The 19,274-nt window shown below is 56.6% G+C and carries 18 protein-coding genes and 3 tRNA genes; 16 read left to right on the top strand and 5 right to left on the bottom strand.

Features of this window, described 5'->3' with window-relative positions; genetic code table 11:
* Positions 1-3 precede the first annotated feature (3 nt).
* The 6 genes from GJU83_RS16245 (at position 4) to GJU83_RS16220 (ending at position 2,614) form a co-directional block, all read left to right on the top strand.
* A complete protein-coding gene (locus GJU83_RS16245; protein ID WP_069184568.1) occupies positions 4-1,242 on the top strand; it encodes an aspartate kinase in 1,239 nt (412 codons plus the stop codon).
* 188 nt (positions 1,243-1,430) lie between these two features.
* Positions 1,431-1,628: a carbon storage regulator CsrA gene (csrA, locus tag GJU83_RS16240; RefSeq protein WP_008172808.1), complete on the top strand. Its 198-nt coding sequence runs from the start codon at positions 1,431-1,433 to the stop codon at positions 1,626-1,628.
* Between the two features lie 126 nt (positions 1,629-1,754).
* Positions 1,755-1,844 (top strand) — tRNA-Ser (locus tag GJU83_RS16235).
* 63 nt (positions 1,845-1,907) lie between these two features.
* Positions 1,908-1,984, top strand: a tRNA-Arg gene (locus GJU83_RS16230).
* Positions 1,985-2,009: 25 nt separating this feature from the next.
* Positions 2,010-2,086 (top strand) — tRNA-Arg (locus GJU83_RS16225).
* Between the two features lie 336 nt (positions 2,087-2,422).
* Positions 2,423-2,614, top strand: a complete 192-nt coding sequence (locus GJU83_RS16220) for a hypothetical protein (RefSeq protein WP_069184569.1) — start codon at positions 2,423-2,425, stop codon at positions 2,612-2,614.
* A gap of 74 nt (positions 2,615-2,688) precedes the next feature.
* Here GJU83_RS16220 and GJU83_RS16215 read toward each other — a convergent pair whose 3' ends face one another.
* Positions 2,689-4,545 carry a HAMP domain-containing methyl-accepting chemotaxis protein gene (locus tag GJU83_RS16215; RefSeq protein ID WP_069184570.1) on the bottom strand — a complete coding sequence of 619 codons (1,857 nt, stop codon included), beginning with the start codon at positions 4,543-4,545 and terminating at the stop codon, positions 2,689-2,691.
* A 252-nt stretch (positions 4,546-4,797) separates the two neighbouring features.
* Positions 4,798-5,334, bottom strand: a complete 537-nt coding sequence (locus GJU83_RS16210; protein WP_069184571.1) for a DUF2058 domain-containing protein — start codon at positions 5,332-5,334, stop codon at positions 4,798-4,800.
* A gap of 106 nt (positions 5,335-5,440) precedes the next feature.
* On the opposite strand from GJU83_RS16210, the gene dbpA reads away from it, so the two are divergent.
* The 4 genes from dbpA (at position 5,441) to GJU83_RS16190 (ending at position 10,467) form a co-directional block, all read left to right on the top strand.
* The gene (gene dbpA, locus GJU83_RS16205) at positions 5,441-6,814 is read left to right on the top strand and encodes an ATP-dependent RNA helicase DbpA (protein WP_153634716.1); all 1,374 of its coding nucleotides are present in this window, start codon (positions 5,441-5,443) and stop codon (positions 6,812-6,814) included.
* Between the two features lie 223 nt (positions 6,815-7,037).
* Positions 7,038-7,289 carry an OadG family protein gene (locus GJU83_RS16200; RefSeq protein ID WP_008172126.1) on the top strand — a complete coding sequence of 84 codons (252 nt, stop codon included), beginning with the start codon at positions 7,038-7,040 and terminating at the stop codon, positions 7,287-7,289.
* A gap of 41 nt (positions 7,290-7,330) precedes the next feature.
* Positions 7,331-9,118, top strand: coding sequence for a sodium-extruding oxaloacetate decarboxylase subunit alpha (oadA, locus tag GJU83_RS16195; protein WP_069184573.1), 1,788 nt, complete (start codon positions 7,331-7,333; stop codon positions 9,116-9,118).
* Between the two features lie 14 nt (positions 9,119-9,132).
* The gene (locus GJU83_RS16190) at positions 9,133-10,467 is read left to right on the top strand and encodes a sodium ion-translocating decarboxylase subunit beta (protein ID WP_153634715.1); all 1,335 of its coding nucleotides are present in this window, start codon (positions 9,133-9,135) and stop codon (positions 10,465-10,467) included.
* Positions 10,468-10,518: 51 nt separating this feature from the next.
* On the opposite strand, the gene GJU83_RS16185 is transcribed toward GJU83_RS16190, so the two are convergent.
* From GJU83_RS16185 to imuA, 3 genes are read right to left on the bottom strand one after another with little or no spacing between them, the layout of a single operon-like run.
* On the bottom strand, positions 10,519-13,638 hold the full coding sequence (locus GJU83_RS16185; protein WP_153634714.1) for an error-prone DNA polymerase: 3,120 nt from the start codon (positions 13,636-13,638) through the stop codon (positions 10,519-10,521).
* Positions 13,638-15,056 (bottom strand): Y-family DNA polymerase, encoded by a 1,419-nt coding sequence (locus GJU83_RS16180; protein ID WP_153634713.1) that lies wholly within the window; start codon positions 15,054-15,056, stop codon positions 13,638-13,640. The genes GJU83_RS16185 and GJU83_RS16180 overlap by 1 nt, the downstream gene beginning before the upstream one ends.
* 9 nt (positions 15,057-15,065) lie before the next feature.
* Positions 15,066-15,755, bottom strand: coding sequence for a translesion DNA synthesis-associated protein ImuA (imuA, locus tag GJU83_RS16175; protein ID WP_153634712.1), 690 nt, complete (start codon positions 15,753-15,755; stop codon positions 15,066-15,068).
* A gap of 128 nt (positions 15,756-15,883) precedes the next feature.
* Between imuA and GJU83_RS16170 the strand changes: the two genes are divergently transcribed.
* From GJU83_RS16170 to GJU83_RS16145, 6 genes are all read left to right on the top strand, one after another.
* Positions 15,884-16,231: a 4a-hydroxytetrahydrobiopterin dehydratase gene (locus GJU83_RS16170; RefSeq protein WP_153634711.1), complete on the top strand. Its 348-nt coding sequence runs from the start codon at positions 15,884-15,886 to the stop codon at positions 16,229-16,231.
* Positions 16,232-16,287: 56 nt separating this feature from the next.
* Entirely contained in the window at positions 16,288-16,563 is a 276-nt protein-coding gene (locus GJU83_RS16165; protein WP_069184579.1) for a YrhK family protein, read from the top strand.
* A gap of 95 nt (positions 16,564-16,658) precedes the next feature.
* Positions 16,659-16,901, top strand: a complete 243-nt coding sequence (locus tag GJU83_RS16160) for a type II toxin-antitoxin system Phd/YefM family antitoxin (protein ID WP_069184580.1) — start codon at positions 16,659-16,661, stop codon at positions 16,899-16,901.
* Entirely contained in the window at positions 16,898-17,161 is a 264-nt protein-coding gene (locus tag GJU83_RS16155) for a Txe/YoeB family addiction module toxin (RefSeq protein WP_068440496.1), read from the top strand. Before GJU83_RS16160 ends, GJU83_RS16155 begins: the two co-directional genes overlap by 4 nt.
* A gap of 819 nt (positions 17,162-17,980) precedes the next feature.
* Positions 17,981-18,340 (top strand): VOC family protein, encoded by a 360-nt coding sequence (locus GJU83_RS16150; RefSeq protein WP_083231856.1) that lies wholly within the window; start codon positions 17,981-17,983, stop codon positions 18,338-18,340.
* 337 nt (positions 18,341-18,677) lie between these two features.
* Positions 18,678-19,274: a hypothetical protein gene (locus GJU83_RS16145; protein ID WP_136629743.1), complete on the top strand. Its 597-nt coding sequence runs from the start codon at positions 18,678-18,680 to the stop codon at positions 19,272-19,274.

Below are 19,274 nucleotides of genomic sequence, written 5' to 3'. Positions count from 1 at the left end.
ATAATGGCTCTGTTGGTTCAGAAATTTGGTGGCACATCGGTTGGAACAACCGAACGTATTCAAGCGGTAGCCGACAAGGTGTGCCGTTTCCGCAAGGAAGGTCATGATGTCGTTGTCGTGGTTTCCGCCATGAGTGGCGAAACCAACCGGTTGATCGCCCTGGCGAACGACATCATGGAGGAGCCGACGCCCCGTGAAATGGATGTGTTGGTCTCCACCGGTGAGCAGGTAACGATTGCGCTCCTGTCCATGGCGTTGCAGAAACGCGGCTGTGAAGCGCGCTCCTACACCGGCTCACAGGTACGCATCCTGACTGATAGCAGTCACACCAAGGCTCGGATCAAACAGATCGACGAACAACGCATGCGCGAAGATCTGGATGCCGGCCGAGTGGTGGTGGTCGCCGGGTTCCAGGGCATCGACGAGAGCGGAAATATCACCACTCTGGGCCGCGGCGGGTCTGATACTACAGCGGTAGCGCTGGCGGCGGCGCTCAGGGCAGACGAATGCCAGATCTATACCGACGTTGACGGTGTCTACACGACCGATCCGAGGGTTGTCGATACCGCGCGCAGGCTTGAGCGGATCACGTTCGAGGAAATGCTCGAGATGGCCAGCCTGGGCTCGAAAGTGCTCCAGATCCGTTCAGTAGAATTTGCAGGTAAATACAACGTTCCATTAAGGGTACTTTCCAGCTTCCAGGAAGGCGAAGGCACCCTGATTACTCTTGAGGATGAAAACGCCATGGAACAACCGGTTGTTTCCGGCATCGCTTTTAACCGTGATGAAGCCAAACTGACCATTGCCGGCGTACCGGATACCCCGGGCAGCGCGCTGCGCATTCTGAAGCCGGTGAGCGACGCCAATATCGAAGTGGATATGATCGTGCAGAACGTGGGTGAGGATAACCGCACAGCCTTCACGTTCACCGTTCACCGCAATGATTTCAAGCGTGCGAAAGAAGTGCTTCAGCGTGTGGCTGACGAACTGGGCGCCCGTGAAGTGGCTGGCGACAGCAAGATTGCCAAGGTCAGCATCGTGGGTGTTGGAATGCGTTCCCACGCTGGCGTGGCAACCCAGATGTTTGAAGCGCTGTCCAATGAGGGCATCAACATCCAGATGATCTCCACATCAGAAATCAAGATTTCCGTGGTGATCGATGAGAAATACCTTGAGCTTGCCGTTCGTGCGCTTCACAGTGCATTTGAGCTGGACAAGCCCGCGGTATCAGACGAGGCCTGAAAAACGCAGATAAAAGGTCGGTCTGCGGAGCCTCTGAAAAAAGGGCATCATATGCTGAGCCTATGACAAACGTGAACCGTATAAGGGAATGTGCGTCTACAGATCAGTAAGTGATCCCACTATAAAAGCAATAAATAGATCAAAAACCATTTATCGGAACAGGTAGCTCTGGATAGGGAGTAAGGGATATGTTGATTTTGACTCGCCGTGTGGGCGAAACCCTGATGGTCGGCGACGATATCACCGTCACCGTCCTGGGTGTAAAGGGCAATCAGGTACGCATTGGCGTTAATGCCCCGAAAGAAGTCGCGGTACACCGTGAAGAAATCTACCAGCGTATTCAGTCGGAAAAAGGCTCTGAAGAGCCGGAACCCGGCAACAGCTGAGAGACAGAAAGCCGTTCATGGGAAACCTGAACGGCTTTTTTGATGGTGGGCTGAAACGAGTCCGAAAAATCTCGTGTCAACCCTATGAAAACAGAAAAATTATGGTAGTATACGCCCCGTTCTCAAGGAGAGGTGGGTGAGTGGCTGAAACCAGTTCCCTGCTAAGGAACCGTACGAGCAATCGTACCGAGGGTTCGAATCCCTCCCTCTCCGCCATTTTCCTTTCGGGAAAAGCGAGACAGGTTGAGGTAGCATTCAACCAGAGCAAGTGATCAATGTGCGGCTGTAGCTCAGCTGGATAGAGTACCTGGCTACGAACCAGGCGGTCGGAGGTTCGAATCCTCCCAGCCGCGCCATCGATCAACCTGCCACAAGTTTTAAGCGGCTGTAGCTCAGCTGGATAGAGTACCTGGCTACGAACCAGGCGGTCGGAGGTTCGAATCCTCCCAGCCGCGCCATCTTAAGATCAAGACGCCTCAGTTTGTGCATCCCACAGGCTGGGGCGTTTTGCTTTGTATAGCTGGGAGGATTTGAACCGATAAGAGGTTCGACCGAAACCCACGCAGTGGGTTGAGGAACGCCGGAGCAAAGCGACGGCGACCCCAAAGGGGTGAGGGCCAAAGGCCCCGAATAATCCTCCCAGCCGCGCCATATAAATAAAGAACCCCGCCTTGTGCGGGGTTTTTTATTTTGTCCCCGATCAATTTCAGGTTGATCAATATTTGCTCAACCATCCTTCTCGAACCTAATCTTAAGAGTGCAGGGAAATTTGATTTCAGGAAGGAGGTCTAACCATGAACAAGACACTCAATGGTAGCTACAGGGATCATGACCAGGCCAAGAACACCTGGGACGATCTAATTGCAACCGGTATTCCCCGTGACAACATTTTCATCGACGAGGAAGCCAAGGTTGTGAAAGTCAGTGTGCCTGCGGAGACCGAAAGGGAAATTCTGGAGATATTTGAGCGGCACCAGCTTCACTGATACCGGTCAATTCAATAAGGAAAGGGGGCAGGCAACCAGGATGTGTTAGCTGCCCCTTTTTGGTTTTTATGAGCCTACAGCCGGAATCGGGAAACCAGGTTCTGCAGGTCGCTGCCGAGCCTGGCCAGCTCGCTGCTGGAGCTGGCTGTCTGGTTCGATGAAGCCGCAGACTGATCGGTAACGTCGCGGATGCTGGTGATGTTCTGATTGATCTCCTCAGCCACCGACGTCTGCTGCTCGGAGGCTGTGGCGATCTGGCTGTTGTACTGTTTGATGTCCTCCACGGCACGGGCAATGCGCTCAATGGTCGCCCCGGTTGCCGTGGCACGCTCCAGGGTGTTCGAGGCCATGGTGGTGCTGGACTCCATGGCAGAAACCGAATCGCCGGCACTGTTTTGAAGCGAGGTTACCAGTGTCTCGATTTCCTGGGCGGATGATTGGGTCCGCTGGGCGAGTGAACGAACCTCATCAGCTACGACGGCAAAGCCTCGACCTTGCTCACCAGCCCGGGCGGCTTCAATAGCAGCGTTCAGGGCCAGTAGATTGGTCTGTTCAGCAACCGATTTGATGACATCCAGGACGGTTCCGATGTTTGCGGTTTCTTTCTGCAGTCCCTGGATAGTTTCCATGCTCTGGCTGACTTCATGCGCCAGGCTGTTCACCTGATCAACCGTTTCCCGTACCTCTCGTTCACCATCGCTGGCCTGACTGGCAGCATCGGTTGCTACTGAGAAGGCCTGCTCTGCGCTGCGGGCAATTTCGCCAACGGTCGCCGTCATCTCGTTCATGGCCGTGGCAACTTGGTCGGTTTCCTGCTTCTGGCGGTTGATGCCGTCGCTGGTCTGGCTGGTGACGGTTGAAAGCTCCTCTGCAGAGGCGGCGATGTTTGATGCACCTGATTCGATACTCCTGACCAATTCCCGGAGGCTGGTTACCATCGTCGCCAGGGCGGCCATCAGCCGACCGATCTCGTTGGTACCGCTTGCCTTGATGTCCACGGTCAGGTTGCCAGAGGCAACTTCGGAGGCAATGTTCACTGCCTGATTAACGGGGGATACGATCGCGCGAGTGATCAGGTAAGCCATCAGGATGCCCAGCACCACGGCAATGCCGGTGGCGCCAAAAATCAACCCGGACGCCTGCAGGCGGTCAGCCTCCATTTTCTCGGTCTGAAGTGCCCGAAGGTTGTTTGCCGATTCGATGGCGCTGCGAGCCGTGCTGACCATGTCATCGGACAGTTGCTCACCCGCGTTGGTCAGATCCACTACCGTTTGAAATTCGCTTACATAAGTCTCAAGTGCCTTGTTGATCTCGTCTTTTTCCTCGGCGGTGATCGCCGCCGATTTGAGCGGGCCCTGGACTCTTTTTGCATCTTCGAGATAAGCCTTGACGCTGGCAGTGTCCTGTTCGATGAGGAACTTGCGTTCAGAGCGGCGCATATCCTCGAAAATGGCCGAGGCAAAAAACAGAGAGCTGTGTGCCTTGAGTGATGAGCCGAAGATGCGGGCGCTGGTTTCAAGGCGCTCGAGCGCTGCCTCTCGCTCACCAATATTTGTCTCAACCTGTCCCATCAGTTGCTGGTAGTTTTTTACATCAGCCTGAATCTGGCCCAGTGTTTCGATATCTTCGGGTACTGCAAGTAATGGTTTGATGTCTTTGGTCAGTTCCAGAACACGATCGCCCTGTGCCTGGGTGCTTGCAACAGCCTCGCTTTCACCGGTTAGCAAGAAGTTCTTTTCTTCAACCCGTGCTTCGGTGAGATTGGTATTTACTTGCCCGAGCATGGCAACAATATTCGATCGTTGGCTGTAGCTCTCCAGTGCGCGGTCGCCAACCAGGCCGACCAGAATGGTCAGAACCAGGAGGATGGCAAAACCTCCGGCGAGTCGAGTCCGGATGGTCATGTTGCTGAACAACTCTGAAAAACGCATTGTGTTTGTAACCCTGAACGATGTGAGAGTGGCCGGCCCAACTTCGATAGCGCCTCTGTCCGACCGCAGGCCGGAGACGTGTTTTTGATACGCCTGGAAGAGTAAAGGTGCCTTTTATTTGACTTATATTAAGAGGGTTTACGGCGGGGTATTCCAGAACTTTACAGTAACAGATGATTACCGGGTGTTCTTTAACGTGATACGGAATGGTGAGTTGCTGATTCTGATGGCTATCAGAATCAGCTCAACGGCTTACCACATCAGGTCATCGGGAATTTCGTAGCCTGCATACGGGTCGTCTTCGCCTACATCATCCTTCTTGCGGTCATGTAGAACGACAACGGCGCTTTCATCCCGCTCCATGATCTTCCGCGCAACGCCTTCCGCCACAATCTCGTAATTGTCGTTCACGAAAACGATCGCCAGGCGGCCGCGGGATAGCTGATCGACCATCGTGTCGTCTACGAAGAGCTTCTTGATCTTCTTGTCATGGACGAACTGGTAGGAGGTTTCGCCCCGGCTCCGGTCCAGTCGGTTGGTTTCTACCAGCTGCCGGATCTGGGCCTGAATGGCTTTCTTCTCGGCGGCGCGCTGGCGCTCCAGGTTGAGCTGGCGATCCCGTTCGGCTTTTTCCTCACGGGCCTGGCGTGCTCGGACCTCGGCCTCGTTTACCTCGACAGCACCCTTGGGTTGTTGTTTTCTCTTCTTGCGTTTTTCGCTGCGAATAGCCTTGGCCTTTTTCTCGTCGGCCAGGCCGGCTTTCAGCAGTTGGTCCTGCAGGGATGCCATCAGTCACTCCGTTCTTTCGTTGCAGATTCTGGTACAATTCCGCCCTAGTATACGCCCTCATTATTGCCTTCATAACCAGCTTCCGCTGATTCCGGGATTTTCTTCTATGTCTTCTTTTAATGACTTTGGCCTGTCGTCGGCCATGCGTTCGAACCTCGACCAATTGGGTTTTGCTCAACCCACGGAGATTCAGGCGAAGGCGCTTGCGCCAGGGCTGGCCGGCAAAGACATCATCGCCATGGCGAAAACCGGTAGCGGAAAAACGGCGGCCTTTGGCATCAGCCTGGTTGAGAAGCTCAATCCCCCGCTGTTTGCGGTGCAGGCGCTGGTGTTATGCCCCACCAGGGAGCTGGCGGATCAGGTGGCCAAAGCGATCCGTGAGCTGGCACGGGCCCGGGATAACATCAAGGTGCTGACTCTGTGCGGTGGTGTGGCCATTGGCCCCCAGATCGGGTCGCTTAGCCATGGCGCCCATATTGTGGTTGGAACCCCGGGACGGATCCAGGACCACTTGCGCAAGCAAACTCTCTCGTTGGCACGGCTGAAAACCGTGGTGCTTGATGAGGCAGACCGCATGCTCGATATGGGTTTTCAGGAGGCAATGGAAGATATTCTTTCCCAGACGCCGTCCTCCCGCCAGACCATGATGTTTTCGGCGACCTGGCCCGCGCCCATCCGAGAACTGAGCAAGCAGTATCAGAAGAGCCCGGTAGATGTTCGCGCTGAAGAAGCCGGAGAGAATCCGGACATCAAAGAGTTGTTCTACGAAGTGTCGCCGCAATCCAAATCGGATGCCATTGTGGCGCTGCTTTCCGAGCGGCAGCCTGAGTCCTGTATCGTTTTTTGCACCACCAAGCAGCAGTGCGACGAACTGGCGCAGGAGCTTGGTGAGCGAGGCTTTTCCGCACTGCCTTTGCACGGGGATCTGGAACAAAGGGATCGAGACAGCGTGCTGGTGCGCTTTGGCAATCAGAGTTGTTCCATCCTGGTAGCCACCGACGTGGCCGCCCGAGGCCTTGATATCAAGTCTCTGCCTTTGGTGATCAATGCTGAACCTGCGCGGGATCCCGAGGTTCACACTCATCGCATCGGGCGCACCGGCCGGGCAGGTGAGCAGGGCCATGCCGTCACCTTCTGCACACCGGCCCAAGGCCACAAGATCAGTCGTATCGAATCCGAGAGAGGGCGCGCCGTGGAGTGGGGAGACACCGAGGCCCTTCTGGCGACGCCCCTGAAGCCCGTTACGCCCGCCATGAAAACCCTGTGCATTGCCGGTGGCCGCAAGGACAAGATTCGTCCGGGGGATGTAATGGGCGCCCTGACTGGTGAAGCCGGTCTGCCCGGAAAGGCCGTCGGGAAGATCGATCTGTTCGACCATCAGTGTTTTGTGGCGGTTGAAAAGTCGCTGGCAGGCAAGGCGTTGTCCAGGCTTGAAAACGGCAAGGTAAAAGGCCGTAAAATCCGCGTCCGATATGCCTGAATGAGAATTGCTTCGTCTGGGTAAATGTGTGTCTTTTCGGGCCGCGACGCTCGGAAACCCCGTATAGATTTTTGCATTCAGGTTGCCCGAGGGCCCTGAAAACGGTAAATTACGCAGGATTTTGCCCCCCGAATTGTGGCGGAAGGCTGTTAGACCTTAGTCTAACTGGTCAGTCCGGGCAAAGTTCGGGAGAAACATAAATCAATACAGGTAGCTGTTCGATATGAATGACCTGATGTCACAAGCCGTCGATCTGATGATTGCCGGAATGGGGTTTGTGTTCGTGTTCCTGATTATTCTGGTATTCGCGACACTCCTCATGTCCAAGCTTATAGGACGGTTTGCGCCGCCAGAGCCGGCAACCCCGGCCAAAACGCCACGTGCCAAGCCGAAGGCGCCCGCGTCGGTTGACCCTGACACCGCCGAGGCCATCAAGAAGGCGATTGCACAATTCCGGTCGCGCCACAAGAAGTGAGCCGGTAAAAGACTAGAACCTTTAAACAGAAGGCTGACACGATGACTGACACAAAGAAACCGCTGGGGATTACGGACGTTATCCTGCGTGACGCCCACCAGTCCCTGCTTGCCACCCGTATGCGGCTGGATGACATGCTGCCTATTGCCGAGAAACTCGACAAGGTCGGTTTCTGGTCCCTGGAGTCCTGGGGCGGCGCTACCTTTGATTCCTGCATCCGCTACCTGGGCGAAGATCCCTGGGAGCGCATTCGCGAGCTGAAAAAAGCCATGCCCAACACCCAGCAGCAGATGCTTCTGCGCGGCCAGAATCTGCTGGGCTACCGTCATTACGCGGATGATGTGGTTGACCGTTTCTGTGAGCGTGCCGCCGAGAATGGCGTGGACGTGTTCCGTATTTTCGATGCGATGAACGATCCCCGTAACCTGGATCGCGCCATCAAGGCTGTTCGCAAGACCGGCAAACACGCCCAGGGCACCATTGCCTACACCACCAGCCCGGTTCACACCATCGACATGTGGGTCGAGCTGGCGAAAGAAGTCGCCGACATGGGTGCGGACTCCATCGCGATCAAAGACATGGCGGGCATTCTCAAGCCGTACGTGGCCTTTGATCTGGTCAGCCGTCTGAAGAAAGAGCTGGACATCCCGATTCACATGCAGTGCCACGCCACTACCGGCATGTCCACCGCTACCGCCATCAAGGCCGCGGAAGCCGGTATCGACAACGTGGATACCGCGATTTCTTCCATGAGCATGACCTACGGTCACTCGCCCACCGAAGCCGTGGTTGCGATTCTTGAGGGTACCGATCGTGATACCGGCCTGGACCTGAACCTGCTGGAAGAAATTGCCGCTTACTTCCGTCAGGTACGGAAGAAGTACGCCAAGTTTGAAGGCAGCCTGCGTGGTACCGACTCCCGCATCCTGATTGCCCAGGTACCGGGTGGCATGCTCACCAACATGGAAAACCAGCTGCGTGAGCAGAATGCCAGCGACAAGTTCGACCAGGTACTGGACGAGATTCCCAAGGTTCGTGAAGACCTGGGCTACATCCCGCTGGTAACCCCGACTTCCCAGATCGTCGGTACCCAGGCGGTGCTGAACGTTCTGACCGGCGAGCGTTACAAGTCCATCTCCAAGGAAACCTCTGCAATTCTTAAAGGCGAATACGGTGCTGCACCTGCGCCCATGAACAAGGAACTGCAAGAGCGTGTTCTGGATGGCAAAGAGCCTGTGACCTGTCGTCCGGCAGATCTGCTTGAGCCGGAAATGGACAAGCTGACCGACGAGCTCAAGAAGCTGGCCGAAGAGAAGGGCATCAAGCTGGCGGAAAATGTCGAAGACGACGTTCTGACCTACGCGCTGTTCCCGCAGATTGGCCTGAAGTTCCTGGAAAACCGTGACAACCCGGATGCGTTCGAGCCGGTTCCAACCGCCGAAAGCGCAGCTCCGGCCAAGAAGTCCGAAGGGCCCGAGACCTACACCGTTGAAGTGAACGGCAAGAAGTTTGTGGTTGCCGTTTCCGAAGGTGGTGAGATCACCCAGATTCAGGGTGAGGGCGGTGCTGCTTCCGCACCGGCTGCTTCTTCGGCTCCGGCACCTGCAGCAGGTGAAGGCGAGCCTGTGGTCGCGCCTCTGGGTGGCAACATCTTCAAGGTCCTGGTTTCACCGGGTGACACCGTGGAAGAGGGCGATGTGATGATTATCCTCGAGGCCATGAAAATGGAAACCGAGGTTCGCGCGCCGAAAGCCGGCACTATCGGCGAAGTCTTCATCAAGGTCGGTGATGCCGTCTCTCCTGATGATGAAATGCTGACAATCGCATAAAGGGCCAGCATTCCATGGAAAAATTAATGACACTCTGGACAGGTAGTGGCCTGTTCAACATCGAGATCGGCCAGGTGATCATGATCGCCATCGGCCTCTTGCTCCTCTATCTTGCGATCAACAAGAAATTTGAGCCGCTGCTTCTGGTACCCATCGGGTTTGGTGGCATTCTGGCGAATATTCCGGAGGCAGGCCTGGCCCTGACTGCGGCGGAAAATGCCATCCACTTCGCTCTGAAGAACGAAGCAACGCAGATTCTGGCCGCATTGGCCGCGCCCCTGGATGTGGCTTATCAGGCCGGGCAGGCAGTAACGCCCGAGCTTAAGGAAGCCTTCAAGCTGGCGGTGAAAGAGGCCAGCTACTCCGAAATGGCGGCGGCAAACTCCCTTGCGCAGGACTTCGGTTATGGCAATGGCATGCTGTATAACTTCTACTCTGTGGTTATCGGCAGCACCATCGGGCCTCTGCTGATCTTCATGGGTGTGGGTGCCATGACGGACTTCGGTCCGCTGCTTGCCAACCCCAAGACCCTGCTGCTGGGTGCTGCGGCTCAGTTCGGTATTTTCGGTACTGTAATCGGTGCTGCGCTGTTGGACTGGACCGGTGTTCTGGAGTTCAACATCCTGGAAGCGGCTGCCATCGGTATCATCGGTGGTGCGGATGGCCCGACGTCCATCTACGTATCCAGTGTTCTGGCTCCGCACCTGCTGGGTGCCATTGCCGTCTCTGCCTACGCTTACATGGCACTGGTACCGATGATTCAGCCGCCGATCATGAAGGCGCTGACTTCGGCCGAAGAGCGGAAGATCAAGATGAATCAGTTGCGCCCGGTCAGCAAGCAGGAAAAGATCATTTTCCCGCTGGTGGTACTGATTGCAGTGGTTCTGTTCCTGCCGGATGCGGCACCGTTGCTGGGTATGTTCTGTTTCGGTAACCTGATGCGCGAGTGTGGCGTGGTCGAGCGTCTGAGCGACACTGCCCAGAATGCCCTGATCAACATCGTGACCATTTTCCTGGGCTTGTCTGTTGGCTCCAAGCTGATGGCGGATAAATTCCTGGATGGCCAGACTCTGGGTATCCTCGGCCTGGGTATCGTTGCCTTCGGTATTGGTACCGCCTGCGGTGTTCTGATGGCGAAGCTGATGAACAAGCTGAGCAAAGAGCAGATCAACCCGTTGATCGGTTCTGCCGGTGTATCTGCGGTGCCGATGGCAGCGCGGGTCTCCAACAAGGTTGGTCTGGAAGCCAACCCGCAGAACTTCCTGCTGATGCACGCCATGGGCCCGAACGTGGCCGGCGTTATTGGCTCTGCGGTTGCTGCGGGTGTGATGATCAAGCTTCTGGGCTGATCTTCTCACTGCAGTACCGAAAACCCCGCCTTTGTGCGGGGTTTTTTGTTGCTAATGAAAATTCCGGGAGTGAACCGGCAACGACCGAATCAAATGGCTAAGATCCGAAAGCCTGCCCGCCATCACATGCACAATATCCCCCTGCCGCTCCAACACGCCCTTTACATGCAACAACCGCGCAGTCAGTAACGGCTTGCGCTGCCGCCGTGCCGTTTCCAGCCACACCACCACGTTCACGTTGCCGGTTTCGTCTTCCAGGGTCACGAAGGTAACGCCGGAGGCGGATCCGGGGCGCTGGCGGCCGGTGACCAGGCCGGCGACCTGGACAGGGATGCCGGCTTTGGTGGATTTGAGCTGTTCGGCGCTGAGGCAGAACTTCAGGTGGCCCTGTTCCCGAAGCAGGGCCAGAGGGTGGCGCTGAAGGGTGAGACCCTGGCTGGCGTAGTCGGCCAGTACGTTCTGGCCTTCCGAGGGTTCCGGCAATTGCTGGCAGTAGTCCGGTTGATAGTCGACAGCGGTTTCTTCGGCGAACAGTTCCGTGGGCTGTTCGTGATCGAGCAGTTGCCAGTACGCCTGGTGGCGGTTGGCGGTGAAGCCGGGCATGGCGTTGGCGCCGGCGAGTAGTTCCATATCACGCTGGTTCAGGGCAGCCAGACGACGAAGCTCGCTGGCGGAACGGTAGCCGGAGGACGGGCGGCTCTGATGGATGCGCTCGGCACCACTCACAGAGAGGCCCTGGATGATTCTCAGGCCCAGGCGTAGGTGTCGTGCTTTGCCTCCCAGGGTGTGATCCCACTGGCTGGCATTCACATCTGGCGGCAGCACGGTGACATTGTGCCGCCGTGCGTCCTGCACGAGTTGTGAGGGGGAGTAGAAGCCCATGGGCTGGCTGTTGAGCAGGGCACAGTAGAAGGCAGCCGGGTAATGCCGCTTGATCCAGGCCGAAACGTAGACCAGCAGGGCAAAGCTGGCAGCGTGGGATTCAGGAAAGCCATAGCCACCAAAGCCGCAGATCTGCTGGTACAGCCGCTCGGCAAAATCGGCATCGTGCCCACGTTCCAACATGCCGGTGACCAGCTTTTCCCGGAACGGGGTCAGGTCGCCATGGGATTTCCAGGCCGCCATGGCCCGGCGCAACTGATCGGCTTCACCGGCGGAGAAGCCGGCCGCCACCATGGCCAGTTTGATCACCTGTTCCTGGAAAATGGGCACGCCGAGGGTGCGCTCCAACACCTTGCGCACGGCATCGTTTGGATAATCCACCGGCTCCAGCCCGTGCTTGCGACGCAGGTACGGATGCACCATGTCGCCCTGGATGGGGCCGGGCCGCACAATGGCCACTTCGATCACCAGATCGTAATAGGTTTCCGGTTTCAGGCGGGGCAGCATGTTGATCTGGGCCCGGGATTCCACCTGAAACACGCCGATGCTGTCGCCTGTCTGAAGCATGGCGTAGGTGCCACGGTCTTCCTGGGGAATGTCCTGTATCCGGAAAGGCTCGCCTTTTTCTTCACTGATCAGCTCCAGCGCTTTTCGAATGGCGGAGAGCATGCCCAGGGCCAGCACATCCACCTTCATCAGCCCCAGGCTCTCGAGATCGTCCTTATCCCACTGGATGACGGTGCGGTCGGCCATGGCGGCGTTTTCCACCGGCACCAGTTCGGCCAGTGGCCCGGCGCTGATCACGAACCCACCTACGTGCTGGGAGAGGTGCCGCGGAAAGCCCAGCAGGGTATTGACCAGGGTAAAGAACTGGTCCGCTACCTGTGGGTTGCGGGTGATTTTCTTGTCGAGAATCTGCTGGCGCAAGTTAGTGGCCTTGTCCCGCCAGTCGATACCTTCCAGCAACTGTTCCACCAGGGCCGGATCAAACCCCAGGGCTTTGCCGACATCGCGGATGGCGCTTTTGGGCCGGTAGCGGATCACGGTAGCCGCCAGGGCGGCACGCTCACGGGTATAGCGCCGGTAGATATACTGGATAACCTCTTCGCGCCGTTCGTGCTCGAAATCCACATCGATATCGGGGGGCTCGTTCCGGTCTTTGGAAATAAACCGCTCGAACAGCAGTTCCACCCGGGCCGGGTTCACCTCGGTGATGCCCAGGCAATAACAGACCGCAGAGTTGGCGGCCGAGCCCCGTCCCTGGCAGAGAATTCCCCGGCTGCGGGCGAAGTCCACAATATCGTGAATGGTGAGGAAGTAATGCTCGTACTTCATCTCCGAGATCAGGCCCAGCTCCTTGCGGATCAGGCTTTGTACCTGCAGTGGAGTGCCCTCCGGGTAACGCCGACGCTCGCCTTCGCGGGTCAGCCGTTTCAGGTAGCCGGCCGGGGTCTCGCCTTCCGGCACCAGATCCGGCGGGTATTCATAGCGCAGGCTGCCGGGCTCGAAGGTGCACTGGCTGGCGATGGCAAGGGTTTCTTTCAGCCAGGCTTCCGGAAACAGTCTCTGCAGAACGGGCAGGGGCCGCAGGTATCGCTCGCCATTCTGAAACAGGCAGTGCCCGGCGTTCTCCAGATTGGTGTGATTTCGCAGGGCCGTGAGTACATCCTGCAGCGGCTGGCGTTCCCGGCTGTGCATGTGCACCTCGCCCACGGCGGCAACGGGTGTGCGCAGCTGATCGGCCAGCCAGTGTATTCGGGCCAGCCGCTGCTCCTCGCCAGATTCCAGGGTGCGGGCGGCAGCAATCCAGAGCCGTAGGTCAAAAAGTCGGGCCAGCCACTCGCCGCAGGCCAGTGCCTGATCAGAGTTTGCCTCGGTAGGCGAGGGGGGCAGCCACAGGCACAGGCAGTCATCCAGGGTGTGGGTTTCGATGTCCCGGTAAAACAGCTGGTACTGGCCTTTCTCAGCCCGACGGCGGCCGGTAGTGATCAACTGGCAAAGCTGGCCGTAGCCTTTGCGCGTGCGGGCCAGAAGGATAAAGCGGGGTAATGTGGCGCCGGCGGGGGCATCCGACAACTCAAACCAGCTGCCGGTAATGAGTTTTACCGGACTCTCTGCCAGCGCCGCCCAGGCCCGGGGAATGCCGGCTACAGAACAGGCATCGGTAATGGCCAGGGCGGTGTAACCCAGCTCATGTGCCCGCTCAGCCAGCTCGTGAGGATGAGAAGCTCCAGTCAGGAAGGTGAAATTGCTGAAGCAGAACAGCTCTGCATAAGATTGTGTAGCCATCAGCCAAACCAACCATGCACGAACCAGCCTTCCCGGGCGTCCCGGAACACCCAGGCCAGTTGGCCGCTGGTTAACTGGGCAATGTAGTAATCCCGGTGCACGCGCTGGCCATCCCACCAGCCACCGCTGATGCGCTCGGGCCCGGAAAACCAGGCAACGGGTGCTTCCGTCAGCGGTTGCGGGCCTTTCAATAGCCAGAGCGGCCGCCTGGGCAGTTCTGCCGCCGGTATGAGCGGCGTTCCGGTTTTACGCAGAACTTCCGAGGCCGACCAGGCCCGTTCGGGACGATGATCCGCCTGGGGCGAAAGCTGCCTGAGGGCCTGATCGCCAAGCCGGGCCTGCAACCGGCTGATCAGGGTATGCCAGGCTTCATTCAGGTCCTGGGTTTCGCCCAGCAGATCCTGCCCGACAGGTGCTTCCCGGGACAGGAAGCGCTTTACCCGCAGAACCATCGAGATAACCGGGGAACTCAGGGAGTGCTGCTCCAGCCTCAGGCGAATCAGGTTGAGGAAATTATCGGCCCTGTGCTCCGGCCCGGATGTGCGGATCTGCAGCCTGGTTGGTTCTGCGTGCCGATGCCTCAGAATCAGCCGCAGGCTGTCGGTATCCTGCTGGCGCCAGCACAGATCCTCTTCCAGTTCGTCAAGCATGCGCTGGAGCGGAAACAGCAGCCCCTGGGTATGTTCGATTTCCTGCACAAAATCCGCCTGTTGCCGGAACGAGTGGGGCGGTTGCCAGGGTGTGCGGGGATCTGGCCGGGTGCCCTGGATTTTCTGGATGTAAACCAGCAGTTCCGGAGACAGCCGCCGTGCAAGCTCCCCCGGCGGTAAATCAAACACCTCTCCCAGCGTATTCAGCCCCAGGCGCTGCAGCCGGGTACAGGCTTTCTCGTCGAATTCCGCTGCCAGCAGGGGCATCTGGCTCAGGTTCCGAAGAATGTGGCCTTTGTCTGCGGTGCATTCCCCCTTGCCAGCACGGGCAATCAGCCGGGCCGCCAACGGGGTATAGCCAATACCGATCCAGGCGTTCAACTGTCGTTCATTCAGGCCCTGTTCCACGGTTTGCCAAACAGCGGGCAGGCCGCCATAGAGTTTTTGCAGGCTGCCAATCTCTGCCAGCAGACCATCGGGCGGCACCAGCACAATATGGGCGGCGTAGCGGTACAGCCAGCGGGCCTGATCTTCCAGAATCCTGGCTTCCTGGGTTTCATCGGCACGCACCATACCCAGATCCGGCGCCAGGCTGATGGCGGTTTTCAGGCGCATGCCGCTACGAATACCCTGGCTCCTGGCTTCCGGGCAGGCCTGAATCACCTTCTGGCCAGAGCCTTCAACCACCACCAGGGCGCCCTCATCTTCACGGGTGCGGCGAATATGGTCCAGCACCAGGTGCGGGAAATGCAGATACAGCCAGAGCATGGAGCGTTATTACCTGGTTGAACCCGACCAGGGGCCCCGGACAACCCGGGTGGTTTCACGGAATGCGAGATCGGCCCGCTGGGCCATGGCCAGTGAACAGCGTTGCCCGGGCCAGCTGCCCCGGCGTTTGAGCACATTCACCTTGAGAGCCTGCTGCTCATCGGGTTCCAGTTCCAAACGCAGGGCAGCCGGAGAATTCTGCTCGGCGTAGCGCCGCTCCCGGAACAGCACGCACACATTGCTGCCAGCTTCGGCGGCCAGTTGCAGGCGACGGACGTCCCGCGAGGCCAGCTTCCCCGGCCAGGCCATCACCAGGCCGGTTACCGGTGAACGCAGGCAGTTTTCCAGTGTCCACAGGAAATCGCCCTCATCGTCGGTATGGATCAGCACCACCTGGTCCAGATTCACACCTTCCCGGGCCAGGGCAGGGGCGTAGGGCGTATGTGGTGGGTTCAGCCAGAACATGCTTTTGCCCTCTTCGCACACCCGCCGCATGAGCGGCAAAAGCAGATGCAGCTCACCAATACCCGGTGCATCCAACAGGCATTCGCTCAGTGCACCCCGGGGCCAGCCCAGGCCGCCAAGCTGGTTATCCAGCACCTGGTAACCGGTGGGTTCCGCCGGCTGTGAAGTCTGGGTATGACGATGCCCCTGCCAGACACGGGCATCCTGCATCAGCGTGTTCAGAAGCTCGCTCATGATGAAAACTCTCAAAATACTGTTTAAATATACAGTATTCTGAAAGCGACCGGATTTCAAGAGAAGGGTTGATAAACCGAGGAGCACAACCCACGCTTGTAATACAGCCATCAACCACGGAGGTTGAAATGAGTGACCTGAAAGCACACAGCTGTGAAGCCTGCAGCCCGAACGCACCCAAGGCGACCGAGGAAGAAAAGCAGCAGCTGCACAAAGATGTTCCAGACTGGGAAATTCTGGACATTGACGGTGAGGAGCAGCTCCATAAGGTCTACAAGCTCAAGAACTTTGTTAAGGCGCTCGAATTCACAACCAAGATTGGCGAACTTGCCGAAGAGGAAGATCATCACCCTGTGATTGTTCTGGAATATGGCAAGGTTGCCGTGAGCTGGTGGAGCCACGAAATAGGTGGCCTGCACGAGAACGACTTTATCCTGGCTGCGAGAACCGATGCTGCCTTCAACGACATGCAATAATCCCAGTCGCGGCGGAATGAACATTCCGCCGCTTTCTAAAAGAGATCCTCAGCAGCATGGTTGAAGACCGCACTGACAGCCCACTGACCCTGAAGTTTGGGCACGAAGAGCTGATCATTCGCCGCCGCTACGAAGTAATCAGCATCATCAACGACTTCTTCATCGCCATCTGGTTCCTGGTGGGCAGCATCCTGTTTCTGTTTCCGGAATACGAGAAGGCAGCCATCTGGCTGTTTATCATTGGCAGCTTCCAGTTCCTGATCCGCCCCACCATCCGGCTTGTTAGCCATATACACGTTAAGCGAATTCCAGCCAGTAACTGGGAAAGTTAAAAGTCCTCTTTGTCGCTGCCACAAAGGCGTTCGTCTTGACGTACGTACCCAAAGGCGTACACTTGGTGAAAAATTGAATACGCAAGAGGTGCGTCATGACCGGAATCACAGCAACTGAGGCGCGTAGCAACCTTTATCGGTTGATTGACGAGACCGCTGAGTCCCACCAACCAATCGTTATCATGGGTAAGCGGAACAAAGCCGTTCTGGTATCCGAAGAAGACTGGTCTGCTATTCAGGAAACACTTTACCTGCTCTCCGTACCCGGTATGCGGGAGTCTATTCGGGAAGGGATGGATACCCCCGTGGATGCATGCGATGAGGAGCTGGACTGGTGACATGGAAGTTGGTTTACACCAAGCAGGCTCAGAAAGATGCAAAAAAGTTGGCCTCCAGCGGCCTCAAACCAAAAGCCCAAGAACTGTTAGCGCTAATAGCAGAAGATCCTTACCGCAAGCCGCCTCCGTTTGAGAAGCTAATTGGTGATCTTGCGGGGGCCTATTCGCGCCGCATTAATATTCAGCATCGCCTGGTCTACCAAGTACTGGAGGACGAGCAAGTGGTGAAAGTCCTCAGACTCTGGAGCCACTACGAATAATGCATAACCAGCCGCTGTTGCCGGACAATTTTTCCACCGCTTCGCGGTTCCAAAATAGCCGCAAAGCTTCGCGTTACGTGTAAATATGTTGGAAATTGAGCTAGACCCGTTAGAGAAAAACGAAGAGGGCTCCTTAAAGGTCAGGAAAGCTCCGGCTTGGCGATATGGCTTCCTGATAACTACCTTTTTACTTTGGTCTGCCTCTTTGCCAATAATCATCAACAGTGCAACATCGCCTTTATTGGGAGGCCTGACTGCAACCGGAGTGTTGGCGGCAATAGGCTTGGTCATTTGGTACGTTTTCTCTAATAGAGTAAGTGGCTTTCATAGCGCAGGTCTCAGTCAGATAGTGCTGAGTCGGGGCACGAAGTATCAGTACAGTATTGAGGATGGCCTCATTCGAAAAAACTCTGATGAGGGCAGTAAAAGCTGGAAGCCCTCAGAACTAGTGGGCTCCGAGATCGGGCATGGATACGCGATAATCATCTTTAAGACGGCAGTCTGTTACCTGCCGTTTCGCGGGGCAAGTAGGCAGCAGGTTGTTGATTTTGTGCAAAAGGTGGAGCAGTTAGCGCGTAACAAATAGCTCCAGTTTGTTCCGGGCAAGGATGATGATGCGTTTGCGAACCACGACCTTGCGTGTTGATTTGTGCCATGAATACTGAACACAGTTTTCGCCAGATCGATGCCGATGGTTGTAACATTCATGATGATTCTCCCTGCTTTTGGTTGAAGACGTCAGACATCCTCAATGTGGCACATTGATGCCGTGGGAGCAGGGGGAGTCCATATCATTCGCTACGCATCAAGGAGGAAGCTGTGAAAGAAACCGGTAAGATCAATTATGTTGAGATGCCTTCCAGGGACCTGGAAGCCACAAAAAGGTTCTTTGGTGATGCCTTTGGGTGGTCGTTTATTGACTATGGCCCCGAGTACGTATCGATCGAGAATGCTGGACTGGATGGCGGTTTTTTCAAGTCAGATAAGGTAGCCACGACGGACCATGGAAGTGTGCTGGTTGTCCTTTTTAGTACCGACTTGGAAGCTACTCTTGAAAAGGTAGAGTTATCTGGGGGAAAGATCGTCAAGGATATTTTTACTTTTCCAGGTGGCCGCCGTTTTCACTTCAATGATCCAAATGGCAATGAATATGCCGTGTGGTCAGAGCCAAAAGTATAACAATCGCAGGCAGGGCGACGGATTGTCCCTTGCGGTTTCGCCTCCGTTGCAAAGCCGTGAAACAAGCCCGTTACGGGGCAGAAAACGGCGCCACTGTGTATGATTTATGTGCATATATGAATTAATTTTCTCCAATTTTTTGCACCCTCCTTGTCCCTGCCTATACTCCTCTAAGTCATAGCTTGAATTCATGACGCTGTTTGCTGTTTCCATGGGCCTTTCGGCTCAAATTTACGCAACAGGGTTTTGATGCTGCAGTCCGGCTACCACGGAGAATATGGATGTTTTTCCGGCCGGTCTCGAAACCTGCGCAAGACAATCGCTGCGAGGGATCGCTATGGCAACGTCCGCCCGATTTACTACCGTCGATTTTTCCCAATTCGATTGGCTTAACCGCATAGACGCTGACGTCCTGCTTGATGTCGGCGACCTGTCTCCAGACCTGCTGACTGTTCCCGGCAAAGACGTTCAGCGTTTGCTTTCGGAAGTGGTTCGCCTTGTTCTGGACCTGCCAAGAAACAGCACGCCCCTGGTTGTCTGGACCAAAGGCGACAGCGAGCTGCTCATCCACAGCGATCAAACCCGTATTCAATTCTCCAGCGGCGTTATCACCGTAACGGTGACAGCGGAGTGCGAGGAGCATGGAAAGCTACGCATTCCGGTACCGATTGGCGTTGGCACCAAACAGTCGCCGAGCGGTCTTGTAATGTCCACGTTCGAAGACCTGGAGGGTCCGGAAGAGCTGATATTGGCCTGGCGGGATGCAATTCAGGCGTTCGCCTGGGAATCCGTGCTTGAGGTGGCTTCTGTGCTCTGCGCAGAGGTTGGTAACGATAAGCGTGGATTGCCGCTTGTACCCGGCGCTATTGCCGCAGCGCCGAACAAAATGCTGGTGCAACCTGTTGCCCGGTTTTCACTGATGCCGGGAGTCTGA

The organism is Marinobacter salsuginis, from assembly GCF_009617755.1.
Lineage (GTDB): Bacteria > Pseudomonadota > Gammaproteobacteria > Pseudomonadales > Oleiphilaceae > Marinobacter > Marinobacter salsuginis.
Note: the sequence above shows the minus strand (reverse complement) of the source record. Positions and strands in the feature narration are given on the sequence as shown.

Excerpts from the sequence above, each read along its gene's own strand:
- GJU83_RS16220 (WP_069184569.1), top strand. The coding sequence starts at position 2,423 with ATGAACAAGACACTCAATGGTAGCTACAGGGATCATGACCAGGCCAAG.
- GJU83_RS16165 (WP_069184579.1), top strand. The coding sequence starts at position 16,288 with ATGGTTGAAGACCGCACTGACAGCCCACTGACCCTGAAGTTTGGGCAC.
- GJU83_RS16200 (WP_008172126.1), top strand. The coding sequence starts at position 7,038 with ATGAATGACCTGATGTCACAAGCCGTCGATCTGATGATTGCCGGAATG.
- GJU83_RS16215 (WP_069184570.1), bottom strand. The coding sequence starts at position 4,545 with ATGCGTTTTTCAGAGTTGTTCAGCAACATGACCATCCGGACTCGACTC.
- GJU83_RS16190 (WP_153634715.1), top strand. The coding sequence starts at position 9,133 with ATGGAAAAATTAATGACACTCTGGACAGGTAGTGGCCTGTTCAACATC.
- GJU83_RS16160 (WP_069184580.1), top strand. The coding sequence starts at position 16,659 with ATGACCGGAATCACAGCAACTGAGGCGCGTAGCAACCTTTATCGGTTG.
- csrA (WP_008172808.1), top strand. The coding sequence starts at position 1,431 with ATGTTGATTTTGACTCGCCGTGTGGGCGAAACCCTGATGGTCGGCGAC.
- GJU83_RS16170 (WP_153634711.1), top strand. The coding sequence starts at position 15,884 with ATGAGTGACCTGAAAGCACACAGCTGTGAAGCCTGCAGCCCGAACGCA.
- GJU83_RS16210 (WP_069184571.1), bottom strand. The coding sequence starts at position 5,334 with ATGGCATCCCTGCAGGACCAACTGCTGAAAGCCGGCCTGGCCGACGAG.
- imuA (WP_153634712.1), bottom strand. The coding sequence starts at position 15,755 with ATGAGCGAGCTTCTGAACACGCTGATGCAGGATGCCCGTGTCTGGCAG.
- dbpA (WP_153634716.1), top strand. The coding sequence starts at position 5,441 with ATGTCTTCTTTTAATGACTTTGGCCTGTCGTCGGCCATGCGTTCGAAC.
- GJU83_RS16180 (WP_153634713.1), bottom strand. The coding sequence starts at position 15,056 with ATGCTCTGGCTGTATCTGCATTTCCCGCACCTGGTGCTGGACCATATT.
- GJU83_RS16185 (WP_153634714.1), bottom strand. The coding sequence starts at position 13,638 with ATGGCTACACAATCTTATGCAGAGCTGTTCTGCTTCAGCAATTTCACC.
- oadA (WP_069184573.1), top strand. The coding sequence starts at position 7,331 with ATGACTGACACAAAGAAACCGCTGGGGATTACGGACGTTATCCTGCGT.
- GJU83_RS16245 (WP_069184568.1), top strand. The coding sequence starts at position 4 with ATGGCTCTGTTGGTTCAGAAATTTGGTGGCACATCGGTTGGAACAACC.
- GJU83_RS16145 (WP_136629743.1), top strand. The coding sequence starts at position 18,678 with ATGGCAACGTCCGCCCGATTTACTACCGTCGATTTTTCCCAATTCGAT.